Origin of the sequence: Paenibacillus vulneris (genome assembly GCF_039543185.1) — a bacterium.
Lineage (GTDB): Bacteria > Bacillota > Bacilli > Paenibacillales > NBRC-103111 > Paenibacillus_S > Paenibacillus_S vulneris.
On sequence record NZ_BAABJG010000056.1, the window covers coordinates 1 to 14004 of the forward strand.

Genomic DNA, 14004 nt, shown 5'->3' on the forward strand with positions numbered 1-14004 from the left:
TTTTTATGCAATCCATTTATTACCTAATGCGATGAAGTTTCTTTACACAGAGGGACTTTTTCGACAATCTGCAAGACCGCCCAAATTGGCGGTCTGTGTTTCTTTATGCAGCGTGCAGGTGGAAAGCCTATTCAGCTTCAATTTTAATGAGGCAAGGTACGCAGCTTCACTTCCGTCACCGGATCGGGATCCTTGTTCATATTGGAATGAATGAAGAACATGACCAAAGCCGCCAGAGATGAGAGCGTGCCCAGGAAGAACACGGCGCCGATTCCCCACAAATCGAACGCATGCCCGAACATGAGCGGTCCGATCATTCTTCCGACATTAGCGAAGCCTCCTGCCAGCCCCATATAGAACGGGGCATGGATTCCGGAGCGTTCCGAGAAGAAGGTCGGTATGGCCGGCAGCAGCATCATTTCGCCCAGCGTAGCCAGAATCATTCCAATGATCAAGTACAGGTACAGCTCATGGAAGAATAGGATGAAGGAGAACGCCGATACGGAGAATAGTGCACTAATCAGCATTTGCCGGACGATATTTTGCGCGAACCTTCTTTTAATCCAGCTCGTAAAGGGCTGCCCCACAAGAATAACGATTCCGTTAACCGTCCATAGTAAGCTGTAGAACTTCAAGTCCATTCCCTGCTCTTCAATATAAGGCGCCACTCCTGTGGACCATTGGGTGAAAGACAGCCAGAAGAACATGGAGCCGATCGAAAGGAACAAATACAGCTTCACGTTTCGCAGCAGCTGGCCGCGGTTTAGCTGAACGATTTCTTTTCTTACGGAGGAAGCACCCTTCCCTTCCTCTTGTCCCTGCACCGATGCATCTTCAGCCGTCTGGACAGAGCTTTCCTTCATAAAGAAATACAAGAACACGGCGAACAGCAGGGTTGTGCTTCCCGTCAGCACATAAGTTAACTTAAACGAAATAGATGCAATAAGTCCTCCTACCATCGCCCCAATAGACAAGCCGAAGTTGTTGCATACATACATCACGTTGTACAGCTTGCGCCGATGCTCCTTCCAGCGGAAGCCGACATACGCATTCATCGACGGCATGGAGATGCCGTTCGTAAACCCGAGCAGACAGACCAGCATAATGTAGATCGGCCAGCTATCCGTAAACGCAATGGAGAATAACGCCAAGGAGGAAAGAGTAAAAGAGCCGGAGATCATCGCCTTGGGGCCGATCCGATAGTACAGATTGCCGCCTGCGAATTCTCCGAGCACGCTGAACAATGCCTGATACAGAACGATCAGCCCGGCTTCCCCGTACGATTTTCCCATCACATTGTGAACATATAGGGTGGTCAAAGGCCACATGACCGCTTTGCCCGTAGAATTCACAAAGCTGGCCGTTAAGAAGAACAGAGCATCTCTAGGAAAAGATTGCAGAACGGACCCGACTGCAGACGAAGCTTGTTTTAAGTTCATTTTTTTTCACCACTATCATTGTAAAGTCGCCGCTAGCCCGGAATCTTCCCCATTAAGCGTTAATTTTCTTAGGGTCCATAGCATCCCTCACACCGTCTCCAATAAAATTAATCGATAATACGGAGACGATGATAATGAGCCCCGGGGGAATCCACAGCCATGGCTGACTCGTCAGCGCCGTAATCGATTGCGCAGCGTTTAGCATATTACCCCAGCTGGCCGTCGGAGGCTGAACCCCCATCCCGAGAAAGCTTAGCGAGGATTCGGATAAAATGGCCGCCGCTGCGCCGAAGGTTGCATTCACAAGAATCGGTCCCAGGGCATTGGGGAGAATATGGCCGAACAGCAGTCTGGGTGTACTCAACCCAAGGGCTATGCCTGCTTTGACAAACTCCGTTTGCCGCAAGGACATCACACTCCCCCGGACGAGCCTGGCCACAGAAGGCCAGCCGAGCAAAGCCAATACGATTATAATATTCGATAACCCGGTGCCAAGTACAGTGACAAGCACCAATATGACCATCAAACTGGGGAAGGACATGACCACATCAATCACCCGATTGATCACCATATCGACCCAGCCGCCCATGTAGCCGGCAATGGCTCCGATGACCGTTCCTATCATAACATAAAGAGCTACGGTAACTACACCTACCGCCAAGGAAACGCGGGTCGCATAGATAAGACGGCTCAGCACATCGCGCCCCACCTGGTCCGTTCCGAGCCAGTGCTCGGCAGAAGGAGCGGCAGAGAAGGCCTTACCTATCGCGTTCGGGTCATAGGGTGCGAGCATCGGAGCAAAGATGCCGATGAGGATCAAAAGCGCAAGCGCGACCAAGCCGGCTACCGCCATTTTATGCTTCATAAACCGCCTGAGGATGATCTTGGCATAGCTGTCGGACACAAACTCGGGGGATCGGCTTTGAAGAATTGAAGGCAGCGCTTCTGCTGCGGTCAGTTCTTTTTGCATATCCATCGAAGACATAAGGTTCTCCCTCCATCCTAATTGTACTTAATCCGGGGATCAACAACGGCATACATCAAATCGGACCATAAGTTAGCGCACAGCACCGTGAGAGCGGCCAGCATGTTAATTCCCATCAACAGAGGAAAATCCCGGGAAAGAATCGCTTGAATGGTGAGCTGGCCCATACCGTTCCATTGAAAAATACTTTCTGTAATAACCGCTCCCCCGATCAGAATCGGGATGTCGAGCCCTGCGATCGTTATGACGGGAATGAGCGCGTTTTTAAGCGCGTGCTTGTTGACAACGAAAAACTCCTTAACCCCCTTGGCTCTGGCCGTTCGCAAATAGTCCTGGCCCAATACCTCCATCACACTGGAGCGTACATACCGCACCATCCCGCCCGCTATCGAGGTCCCAAGAGTTATCGTAGGCAAAATCAGATGCAGTACGGTGTCCCACACGCCCCCGCTTCCGCCCATCGTGCTCATGCCTCCCGTCGGAAGAACGCCGAGCAGTACGCCGAACACATAGATCAAGCCGAGACCTAGGAAAAAGCTTGGGATTGATACCCATAGAAAGGAATTCGCCGACATGAAATAGTCGAACTTGGAATTGGCTTTGACGGCGCAATAGACGCCGATGGGAATGGAGATCAAATAACCGAACAGGATGGAGGTTCCCATCAGGAGCAGTGTAGGACCGATACGCTCGGAGATGAGGTTAACGACCGGCTGAAAGGAGCTGAACGAATGTCCCAAATCTCCATGGGCCAGATTCAGCAGCCACTTCAGATAACGAAGCAGGAACGGGTCGTTCAAGCCTAACGCCTCGCGGCGAATAGCTTTATCCGCTTCGGAGACGTCGGGATTAACATACATATCCACGGGATCGCCGGGAGCCAGATTAATGATGATAAAATTCAGAAAGGTGACGCCGAGCAGTACGGGAATGGCGATCAATAACCGGCGGATGACATAGTTAAGCATAGGCACGCTCCTCCGCTCCGGACACTTCCGCCCCTTCGAGAGGAAAATGGCAGGCGACTCTATGCTCTCCTGCGGATAAGCCTGGCTCCCTCTCTCGGCAAACCGGCTGCGCTATCGGGCAGCGGGTGTGGAAGCGGCACCCTGAAGGAGGCGAAGCCGGACTCGGCACATCGCCCTCCAGTACAATCCGCTGCGCGCTTCTCATACTCGGGTTAGGCGCCGGATAAGCATCCAGCAGCGCTTTCGTATAAGGATGCCTCGGGGCAGAGAAGATTCGTTTCTTGGGGGCTATTTCTACGATTTTGCCCAAATACATGACGGCGATCCGGTCGCTCACATATTTGACCGCCCCGAGCCCATGGCCGATGAACAGATAGGTTAATCGGAACTGCTGCTGAAGCTCCTTCAGCAGGTTCAAGACTTGAGCCTGAATCGATACGTCCAGCGCCGATACCGGCTCGTCGCAGACGATCAGCCTGGGACGAAGCCCCACCGCACGGGCAATGCCGATGCGCTGGCGCTGCCCTCCGGAAAATTCATGCGGATATTTGCCCAAGCTTTGCGGCGATAAGCCTACAAGCTCCATCAGCTCTGCCGCCTGCCGGAGCGCCTCCGCCTCGCTCACGCCGGTTAATGTCCTAAGCGGCTCTGTCATAAGTTCAACAATTCGCTTGCGCGGGTTGAGCGAGGAATAAGGATCTTGGAAAATCATCTGCAAATCCGAACGGAGAGATCTCATCCTGGATAAGCCCAACGGAGCAAGATCCTGGCCCTGGAACAGAATACTTCCCTCCGTTATCTCCTCCAGCTTGATAATGCTGCGGCCGAGCGTCGATTTGCCGCAGCCGGATTCCCCTACCAACCCTACCGTCTCGCCGGGGTAGACGTCCAAGTCGATCCCGTCCACCGCTTTGATATGGCCGATCGTGCGGGAGAACACCCCGCGTTTGATCGGATAATATTTCTTAACCCCCTTCAGCTGCAATAGAGGCTCCTGAGGCACTGTTGCGCTTCTTCCGGTTGTCAGCATCGTCGTTCCCCTCCATCATTGGGATTTGTATCATTCATGGTGTTACTGCACGGCCTCGCTGCCGGACAACCAGCACCTTACCTTATGGCCCTCGGCCGCCTCAATCAGCGGCGGGGCCTTCTTGCATATCTCCGCAGCCATCGTACATCGGGCCTGGTAACGGCAGCCCTCCGGCATATCGAGCAGAGAGGGGACTGCCCCCGGGATGGACTGCAGCTCTTCGTCCTCGAGCTCCAAATGCGGAATGGACCTCATCAATCCGATGGTATAAGGATGCATAGGGCGCTCGAACAGCTCGAATACTTCCGCTTCCTCGACCACCTGCCCCGCGTACATGACGATAATGCGGTCCGCCATTTCGGCTACGACGCCCAGATCATGAGAGATAAGTATGATCGAGGTGTTCGATTCGGAGCGGATTCGCTTCATCAGCTCCAGAATTTGCGCCTGAATCGTGACGTCCAGCGCCGTCGTCGGCTCATCGGCTATGAGCAGCTTCGGCTTACAGGCCAGCGCCATGGCGATCATGACGCGCTGCTTCATGCCTCCCGAGATGGTATGAGGATACTGGTGCATCACTTCCTCGGCCCTCGGGAATCCGACCGCCTTCAGCAAGCCGACAGCATACTGCCAAGCCTCCCTGCTTCGGAGCTTCAGATGAATCCGGATCGATTCGGTCAGCTGGCTGCCGATCGTGAATACCGGATTGAGCGAGGACATCGGATCCTGAAAGATCATGGCGATCTCTTTGCCCCGAAGAGAACCGAGCTCATTATCCGGCATAGTGACGAGATCTTGGCCCTGGAACAAAATCGAGCCGCTCTTGATGCTGCCGTTTCGTCCGAGCAGCTTCAGGATAGACAGGGAGGTCACGCTTTTCCCGCAGCCGGATTCCCCTACAATGCCTAATGTCTCTCCCTGCATCAGCGTAAAGCTGACATCGTCAACCGAGGTCACCTCTCCCGCTTCGGTTCGAAACGCTGTACGAAGCTGGCGGACTTCCAAAAGCTCCTCCATGTGCTCACCTCATTGTTTTTTTATTTGCGGTACCATTCGTTCACACTGTAATGCATACCATCCGTTACGCCGCCCTTGCCTTCGACCGATTTGGACAGGGCGATCAGGTTGTATTCGGAATAGACCGTAATGAGAGGAACATCCTCCTGAATCGTATTCTGCAGCTCTTTATAAATCTGGAATCGTTTGTCCTTATCCGTCTCGTTCATTCCCCGGTTGAACAAGTCATCAACGGCTTTGCTCTTGTACCTCATATCGTTCAATGCCGCTGTGGAACGATATACTGTAGCCGGACCGTCGGGGTCCATCAAGCTGCCGAAGCTGCTGAGCGCCAGGTCAAAATCTCCTTTGACAAGCCGTGACACCGTCGTAGGGAAATCAAAGTTCACCTGCTTAACCTTAAGTCCGATCGACTGGAAGTTTTGCTGAATGATATTGCCTGCCATTTCCCTCGTCTTATCTCCCGTCGGAACGATCAATTCGATGGTCTTGTTCATATCGAAGCCCGCTTCCTTCAGCAGCTGCTTCGCTTTCTCGGGATCGAAGCCGTAGGATTTCACATTTTTATCGTGATACGGATGCGAGTTTGAATACGGGCCGTCCTGAAGCTCCCCCGCTCCCGGCATCAACTGGTCGACAATCATCTGGCGGTCAATCGCATAAGCCAGAGCTTGCCGCACCTTCTTATCCGGGAAGCGCTCCATGTTAATTTCAACGGAGTTGTAGCGTCTTGTCTGCTGCTCCTCGGTTCGGAGATTCGCGAAGGTCTTCACGGTCTTCCACTCGGAGGCCGGGATATTGCCGGAGCCTTGGGCGGCATTCATGTCGAGCTCGCCGGATTGCAGCTGGGCGACCATGTTGGAGGCCGGCATAATTTTAACGAAGACCTTGGCAATTTTGGGGGCTCCGCGATAATAATTCTCGTTAGCCTCCAGCTCGACATAGGCTTTATTCTCGTATTTCACGAACTTGTATGGACCTGACGTCACGTTAGGATTTCTCCAGAACGGGTTCTGGTTCAACGCCGCCGGATCGGCTCCCTCCAGCACATGCTTGGGGACTATGAGCAGATCGCTAAACCGTTCGTACAGCAGGTTAGGGTCTACCGGCTTGGAGGTCTTAAGCTCCAGATGCTTGTCGTCAATAACTTTGACCGATGACAGCTTATCCTGTCCGGCCTGAAGCATGCCCTTCTCGTTCAAGCCGTCCAAAGCGAAGATCGCAGAGCGCTGCGTGGTAATAGTCTTCGGATTGACGATCAGATTGATCGTAAATTCCACATCCTGCGCGGTGACCGGCTTGCCATCCGTCCAATTCGCATTATTGCGGATCGCTATCTTATAGGTTTGGTTATCCTCGGTAGTGAAGGATTCCGCCAACGCCATTTTAAAATCCAACGGGCCTACCGTCTTCACCAAGGAGTCGAAAAAGTACCGGTAGATGAATACGGCCCCGCTCGACCCGCTTCCGTCGGAATCAATCGGATTAAACATTAAAGGCGGATTCGTAATGCCGACGGTTAATTGATTTCCTGCGGCGCCTGCCGTGCTTCCGGCCGAAGCCGCCGGGCCCTTATCCGTTGCGGCAGGCTTGCTGCAGCCGGCCAGCATCAGCAAAGCGAGAGATATAAGGCCCCATGTCTTGTATGTCTTCTTCATCGACTCATCCCCCTTATTTGTCTCTTCTAGCCTACAGTGACTGTATCTTCGGCAGTCACGCTATCCATTCGACGTTTTACGGCCAACAGGCAGACAAACTCGAAGGCAATATTCGCTGCGTTCAGTGCCGTAATCTGATTGGCATCCCGATCCGGCAGCACCTCCACAAGATCAAAGCCAATGAAGTTGAGTCCGGCCAGTCCGCGAAGCATTTTTTGCGCCTCGTACGTTGTAAAGCCTCCTACCTCCGGGGTACCTGTTCCCGGTGCATAGACCGGATCAAGGAAGTCGATATCGAAGGTCAGGAATACCGGCCGGTCTCCAACCCTCGCTTTAATTTTGGCGCACAGCTCCGGAATGGTCAGCTCCCGGACGTCATCCGTGGTGAGAACCTCGAAGCCCATTTCCCTGGCGTCCGCCAAGTTGTTCGGCTTAAAAGCACTCCCCCTCATCCCCATCTGGATGGAATGCTCCGCATCGATGAGCCCTTCATCGACAGCATAGCTGAACACCGCTCCATGAGACCACATCCGCTCCGGATGCTTGGAACGCCCGGTATCGGAATGGGAGTCAAAATGGACGAGGCATACCGGACCATGCTTCTTCGCTGCTGCCCTAAGGTGGGGAAGAGAGATCGAATGGTCGCCGCCCAGCATAATCGGCACAATCCCCGCTTCGAAGACCGGTGTCAGCTGCTCTTCAATCGCCCGGTACGATTGCTCGATATAACCCGGATGCACGGTAAGGTCGCCATAATCGATGCCGGACAAATACTCCGAAATATCGATGTCATGCACCGGGGATATCGGTCGAATGCGCTGTGACATCGTGCGAATGGCCGAAGGGCCGAATCTGGCCCCGACTGCATAGCTCACCCCGGTATCAAACGGAACTCCGATAACGGCGAAATCAACCTGATCCAGTGTTTGGACATGCGGCAGATGCATAAACGTGTGAATTCCTGAAAATAAAGGCTTACCCATTTCAATTTGCGGACGGTACATCATAGCTCCACTCTCCCTTTTTTCCTTTTGGTTTGAAAACAGCACAAAGAGGCCGGTTGATAGAATTCAACGGCCTCTTTGCCTATACAAATCATCGCCTGGATGATTGTGTACTATGCAGTTGTTATGGCTTTATTATAGATGAGCACCACATATATGTCAACTATATTCACACAAAATCACCAAAACTTCATTTTCCTCATATTAATTGTTATGTTATATAACATAAATATAACATTGTTATTGACATTTTAAATTGTTTTCTTTGATAATTAACCTATACCTCACTTCCAACCCCATGTCTTTTTCAACTCCATACTCTTATATCGAGGTGATTATGCATGAAGACCCGGATTTTGCATGTTCATGACATCCCAACAACCAAGTGCCGAGTGGATGCAAGATTGAAGGAGCTAGACTACTGGGTCACTTCGATTGAAGCCGGCAATCTCGACTCTGTTCAGCGCAAAGCGGACATCATCGTTCTGGACGTCCCTGCCTGCAGGCTCAAGCATTGGCTTCATGAGGCGAATGTCCGTTTCACCCTCCCATTGTTCTGGTGGTGCGAAGAGCGCAAGCCTGCTACCGCGGCTCCCCACGACAAGGTAGATGGCATTCTCTGCTGCGGAATGAACGACAACGAACTGCAGTGGTCCCTCCTGCTCGGCATCAAAGGCTTTCAGCGGAGATTGCATCTGGAGAGAGAGTACAGCTTTCTCGCCACCAAATTCGAAGAAAAAAAGCTGGTGGACGATGCCAAGATCATGCTCAGCAAGCTCAAGGACGTCAGCGAAACCAAAGCTTACGAAATGATGCGCACCCAAGCCATGAATGAAAGAAAGAAATTAGTCGAAGTCGCTCAAGCCGTACTGAGAACGAACAGTCTCATCACCAAAAACAAATCCGCACCCAAGCACAAACAATACGATATCACTCCATAAAAATAGCCTCACAAAGATGAGACTTTGCCTTCGAAGCCACATTTTGCGTGAAGCCCGAAATTCATACATTGTATAACGTTAAAAAAATCGCGCTTACCCAAACAGGATAAGCGCGAATGTTTTGTTCATGATCAGCAAAAGCAAAGAATTACGAGCCCGCCACTGCCTCCGGCACCTTCTCTCCCATTGCATCCCGTTTATTCAAGGCCAGCAGCGTAATGACCTCATATACGATATGAGCGGCATTCAGCGCCGTCACTCTGGCCGGATCGCGGTCCGGCAGCACTTCAACAAGGTCGAAGCCAATGATATTCAGCCCCTTCAGCCCGCGGAGCATCTGAATGGCCTCGTAGGTGCTAAAGCCTCCGACCTCGGGAGTCCCCGTCCCTGGAGCAAATACCGGATCCAGGAAGTCGATATCGAACGTCAGGAAAACCGGCCTTTGACCCACCCTCTGCTTAATTCGGCTGCATAAAGCTTCGGGGCCGAGCTGTTTCACCTGATCCGTCGTCAGCAAATCATAGCCAAGCTCTCTGGTTTCCTCGTAATGCGTAAGGCTCGAGCACCCCCTCATTCCCATTTGGATAGAGCTCGACGTATCGATCCAGCCTTCCTGAGCCCCATGCCAGAACATGCTGCCGTGAGAAAACGGGCGATTGTCATCCACAGGCTTCCAAGCATCCGAATGGGAGTCAAAATGGACCAGACTGATCGGACCGTATGTCTTGGCGGCAGCCTGAACATGCGGGTAGGAGATCGAATGGTCGCCGCCCAAAATAACCGGTATGATTCCCTTGTCAAAAATAGGCTGCAGCTGTTCCTTGATCGCCTCGTAGCTCTGCTCGATATAACCGGGGTACACCATCAAGTCCCCATAATCAATCCCCGATAAATACTCGCTGGAATCGATCCCCTGTGCAGGATTCGTCGGCCGAATCCGTTGAGACATTTCCCGAATGGCCGAGGGGCCGAACCGAGTCCCTACAGCAAAGCCGGCACCGGTATCGAACGTATTCCCTATGACCGCATAATCCACATGGTCCAGCGTCCGCACATGCGGTAAATGCATAAATGTGCGAATTCCCGCAAAACCCGGCTTCCCTTTTTCAAATAATGGACGATACATTCAACAGCACCTCCGCATCAAAATAGTTTCTTTCCTAACACCTTACTGCGCCACCACACGCAAAAAGCCGCCTTCTTTATCGAAAAGAAAGCGGCTCTGTTGCCGAATCAAGCCTGACGATGCCGTTAAGCTTGAACTATGTAATTGTGCGGTTTATGTTATTTAAGTTAACATTTATATCCCATATAGTCAACTTGTTTTTTTAAAAATTAATTTTTTTCCTCAAAGCCATTGACAAAATCCCGATCAAAACCCATAGTGTTTTATACTAAGTAACACATAGATGACATTGAATGGAGTACAAAACCAATCAGGAGGCGTTGCAGCTCTATGAATCTTGTATGCGAATCTGATCACTTAACAGATTATTTATCTGAGTCGGAAGTCGTCGATTTCAGCCATCCGGCTATACAGGCCGCCGCTCAGCGGATCCGCAAGGACGCGGCCGACGAGCAGGCATGGGTCAAAGCCGCATTCGAGTTTGTGCGGGATGAGATCGATCATTCCTGGGATATTCAAGGCTCCATTGTCACCAGAAGGGCCTCGGAAGTGCTTGAGCATCGCCAGGGCATCTGCTATGCCAAGTCCAATCTGCTGGCCGCGATCCTCCGCAGCCAAGGCATCCCGACAGGGTTCTGCTACCAGAAGCTGACGCTAGGCGATACCCCGGACACCGGCTATTGCATTCATGCCCTGAACGCAGTCTACCTCGATTCGCTGCAGCGTTGGATACGCATTGACGCCCGCGGTAACAAGGAAGGCGTACAGGCGGAGTTCTCTACAACCGAGGAAAAGCTCGCTTTCCCAATACGCACGCATTATGAGGAAATCGACTATCCTGTCATTTACGCTCAACCCAATGCCAAAACGATGGAGACCCTCGCCAGCCATACCGACGTATTGACGATGTATCTTCACCGTCTCCCCACTGACCTGTGATAGAGCAGAGCGAGGCATTCTGTGGACGGGTAGTTCCCTGGCAGCTTTCTTTTTACCTCGTTAATCTTTAGTAAGGTTAAGCTTCCTTGCTGGCGAGTACACGGCCAAGAGCCCCCTCGGTACCATTCCGCCTTGAGGGCCTTCCTTGCAGTTGTTAAGGAATGAGCTTCGTCTGTCTCGCTTTCTCCGCAACCCGTTTGGTGTAGCCGCTTAAGGGCTTTTTCAACGCCAAGGCGACCACGTAGCACAAGATAATGAACACGATCAGGAAGAAGATGTCCTTAAGCGCAACCTCCCAGAGAATGCCTCCGACCGCCTCCCGCATAAGCCCGACCGCATAAGTAAACGGCATGAACGGATTCAAGCTTTGGAAAAACGGCGCCGCCGTGCTCACAGGGAACGTCCCTCCCGAGCTTGAAAATTGCAGAACAAGGAAAATGATCGCCAGCCCTTTGCCGATATTGCCGAATACGGACACCAGCGTATAGGTAATGGTGATGAAGACATTGCTGATCAGGAAGGCAAACAGGACGAACCATAGCTTATGCACTACGTAAGTCCCAAGCAGGAAGAAATCGCCGAGCGATACGATCAAGGCTTGAGCCAGACCAATCGTAAGGAATATGCACAAGCGGCCGAAATAAACCTCATAGCTCTTGTACACCCCTTCGGATCCTTCCACATCCACTCTCATTAACGAGACTAACAGCATAGCGCCTACCCAGAGGGAAAGCGTCGTGTAAAAAGGAGACATCGCTGAGCCGTAATTCGGAATCGGATATTTCTTGTCTTCCTTAATCAGAATCGGATTGGCAAGAAAATCACTTTCCTTCTGAATATCGTTTTGCAAAAACCGGAGCAGCTCGCTGATACTGCTGCCACTCTCCAGCCTTCGAATTTGATCCGCCGTTTTGCGGACGGCGTCTTCGAATTCCGGAAGATTGTTTCTGACGAGCCCTGCGACTTGATGAACCGCGCTCTCCAGCTCGGAGAACCTCGTCTGGTATAAATTCGAGAGCTTGCGCAGCTCATCCTCCAGGGCAGGCAGGTCATTTCTCACAAAATCAGCCGCTTGATGAACCTTTTGCTCGATCTTCGGCAAATCGTTATGGATGAACGGCACCGCTTCATTAAGCGCGGCTGTAAAATCATTCATTTTACTCTGAATCGTGCCCGCAGCTTCATGGATTCGTGCGCGAATCTGCGGCAGATCCTTTTGCAGCGCATCCAGCTCGGTCTGGGCGAAGCGGATTCCCGCTTGGGCATCCTGCAAAATCGCCTGAATATCTGGCAGCTTGGACTTCAATGTCTGCAGCACATCCGACGCATTGACGGCAACGGATTGGAGCTGCTTCAACGCCTTCGTTATATTCGGCACAATCTCCGAATCGTACCGGGATAGAATGTCTCCCAGCGCGGCGCTCGCATCCTTGGATAGCTTGTTCAAATTATCGACGATTTCTTTAGCTGGCCGCTCGCCTTTTTGAATCGAAGTGACGATGGCATTAATCAGCTCTACCTGCTGGCTGAAATTCGTCCTTACGGTCGTCAGCCTATCAATGACATTACTGAGAGGGCCTCCCGGCAAGTAGCTGTTCAGCCTTGTGAACAGATCTATTTGATGATCCAGTACTTTGACTGCCGTACTCAGCCGATCGGCCAGGAAGCTTAATACGCCGAGCAGCGGTTTAGGGTCGATATTGACATCCTGAAGCTGGCCGGTGATTTGCGTCACAGCATCCGCCGTTTGCTGGAGCAGGATCAAGTCCTGCTTAATAACAGGTACAAGCGCTTGAAAAGCGGCGTCATTTTTTTGCAGGAAATCATTCACCAGATCGGCGAAGGCTCCGCCATTCGTCGCTATAGCTTCCAGCTTAGGCAGTGATTCGAGCGCCGCGCCGACAATCTCATCCGCCTTGCGGGCGTCATTAATGGCCGTATTCATCGCATCCTCGACCTTGTAAAAGTTCTGGTCCAGCTCGACGAGTCGGTCGGCCGCCCTCTGGATCTCCGGCAGCTTCTCTTGAATGAGCAGCACGTCATTGGCCACCTCATTGACCTTGGGCCATTGCTCCTCGACCCTAAGCAGCGCAGCTCCGGCTTTATCGATCTCCGGAATTTTCTGCTCCAGCTCGACGATCTTGTCCCCCTTCTCGCGAAAATCGGGCAGCTTCTGTTCAATATCCAGCACCCTGTTGCCCATATCCTCAATCTCAGGAAGACGCGTTTCCAGCTCGAAGATGCGCTCCTCAATCTTACGGATGGTCGGCAGCTGCTGCTCGAATCGAAGGCCAAGCTCCTGCATTCTTGTCAGAACGGTCTCGCTGACCGTTTTAATAAAATTTTCGCTGATTTGTGAGGTGACGCTGGTCGCTCCTTTTTCCGTAATTTTCGGGGCGACCGCATTAATCTTTTCGTTAACCGTATATTGGATCTCGGGCTTCTGCACTTGTCCTTCCAGCACCTTCGCAATCTTCCTGGAAAAGTCGGCCGGAATAAGCAGACTGGCGTAGTACGTCCCCCTCTCCACGCCGCGGATCGCTTCCTCCTCATCCACGAAGATCCATCCCAGCTTATGATTGTCCTTCAAGCTTTCGATGACCTCGTTGCCGATATTGAACTGCTTATCCTGCACGGTCGCCCCCTCGTCCTTGCTGGTAACCGCAATTTTGATGCCGGATGTGTTCGCGTAAGGGTCCCACATCGCTTTCAGGTTAACCCAGGCATAGACGGAGGGCAGAATCGCAAGAGCTATCATCAGCAGCAGACCCGTAGGCACTTTGGCAACATTCCATAAATCCGTCTTGTATATTTGAAATATTCGTTTCATTCGCCATCCACCTAAAAGAGCGTCATTTGTTGTTTAATTTCTCCTTACCTGCCATATTCCATACTCC

General features: G+C 51.9%; 11 protein-coding genes. 2 read left to right on the forward strand and 9 right to left on the reverse strand.

Translation table 11 applies throughout. The features are described from left to right. Positions 1-143: 143 nt before the first annotated feature. The 7 genes from ABEA66_RS35580 to speB (ABEA66_RS35610) are packed head-to-tail and all read right to left on the reverse strand — an operon-like array spanning position 144 to position 8104. Positions 144-1439, reverse strand: coding sequence for an MFS transporter (locus tag ABEA66_RS35580; RefSeq protein ID WP_345595226.1), 1296 nt, complete (start codon positions 1437-1439; stop codon positions 144-146). Between the two features lie 52 nt (positions 1440-1491). Further along, on the reverse strand, positions 1492-2424 hold the full coding sequence (gene opp4C, locus ABEA66_RS35585) for an oligopeptide ABC transporter permease (RefSeq protein ID WP_192704536.1): 933 nt from the start codon (positions 2422-2424) through the stop codon (positions 1492-1494). A 17-nt stretch (positions 2425-2441) separates the two neighbouring features. Beyond that, entirely contained in the window at positions 2442-3392 is a 951-nt protein-coding gene (locus tag ABEA66_RS35590) for an ABC transporter permease (protein ID WP_079913523.1), read from the reverse strand. Beyond that, on the reverse strand, positions 3385-4422 hold the full coding sequence (locus ABEA66_RS35595; RefSeq protein ID WP_345595229.1) for an ABC transporter ATP-binding protein: 1038 nt from the start codon (positions 4420-4422) through the stop codon (positions 3385-3387). Before ABEA66_RS35595 ends, ABEA66_RS35590 begins: the two co-directional genes overlap by 8 nt. A gap of 42 nt (positions 4423-4464) precedes the next feature. Continuing rightward, entirely contained in the window at positions 4465-5439 is a 975-nt protein-coding gene (locus tag ABEA66_RS35600) for an ABC transporter ATP-binding protein (RefSeq protein WP_345595231.1), read from the reverse strand. A 20-nt stretch (positions 5440-5459) separates the two neighbouring features. After that, positions 5460-7097 (reverse strand): ABC transporter substrate-binding protein, encoded by a 1638-nt coding sequence (locus ABEA66_RS35605; protein WP_345595233.1) that lies wholly within the window; start codon positions 7095-7097, stop codon positions 5460-5462. A gap of 26 nt (positions 7098-7123) precedes the next feature. After that, positions 7124-8104, reverse strand: a complete 981-nt coding sequence (gene speB, locus ABEA66_RS35610) for an agmatinase (RefSeq protein ID WP_306293552.1) — start codon at positions 8102-8104, stop codon at positions 7124-7126. A gap of 338 nt (positions 8105-8442) precedes the next feature. Here speB (ABEA66_RS35610) and ABEA66_RS35615 point away from each other — a divergent pair, with 338 nt between their 5' ends. Beyond that, a complete protein-coding gene (locus tag ABEA66_RS35615; RefSeq protein ID WP_345595236.1) occupies positions 8443-9042 on the forward strand; it encodes an ANTAR domain-containing response regulator in 600 nt (199 codons plus the stop codon). 148 nt (positions 9043-9190) lie between these two features. Here ABEA66_RS35615 and speB (ABEA66_RS35620) read toward each other — a convergent pair whose 3' ends face one another. Beyond that, entirely contained in the window at positions 9191-10168 is a 978-nt protein-coding gene (gene speB / locus ABEA66_RS35620) for an agmatinase (protein WP_079913528.1), read from the reverse strand. A 330-nt stretch (positions 10169-10498) separates the two neighbouring features. Here speB (ABEA66_RS35620) and ABEA66_RS35625 point away from each other — a divergent pair, with 330 nt between their 5' ends. Beyond that, positions 10499-11107, forward strand: coding sequence for a transglutaminase-like domain-containing protein (locus ABEA66_RS35625; protein ID WP_345595239.1), 609 nt, complete (start codon positions 10499-10501; stop codon positions 11105-11107). A gap of 154 nt (positions 11108-11261) precedes the next feature. Here ABEA66_RS35625 and ABEA66_RS35630 read toward each other — a convergent pair whose 3' ends face one another. Beyond that, the gene (locus ABEA66_RS35630; RefSeq protein ID WP_345595241.1) at positions 11262-13937 is read right to left on the reverse strand and encodes a YhgE/Pip family protein; all 2676 of its coding nucleotides are present in this window, start codon (positions 13935-13937) and stop codon (positions 11262-11264) included. Between the last annotated feature and the right edge of the window lie 67 nt (positions 13938-14004).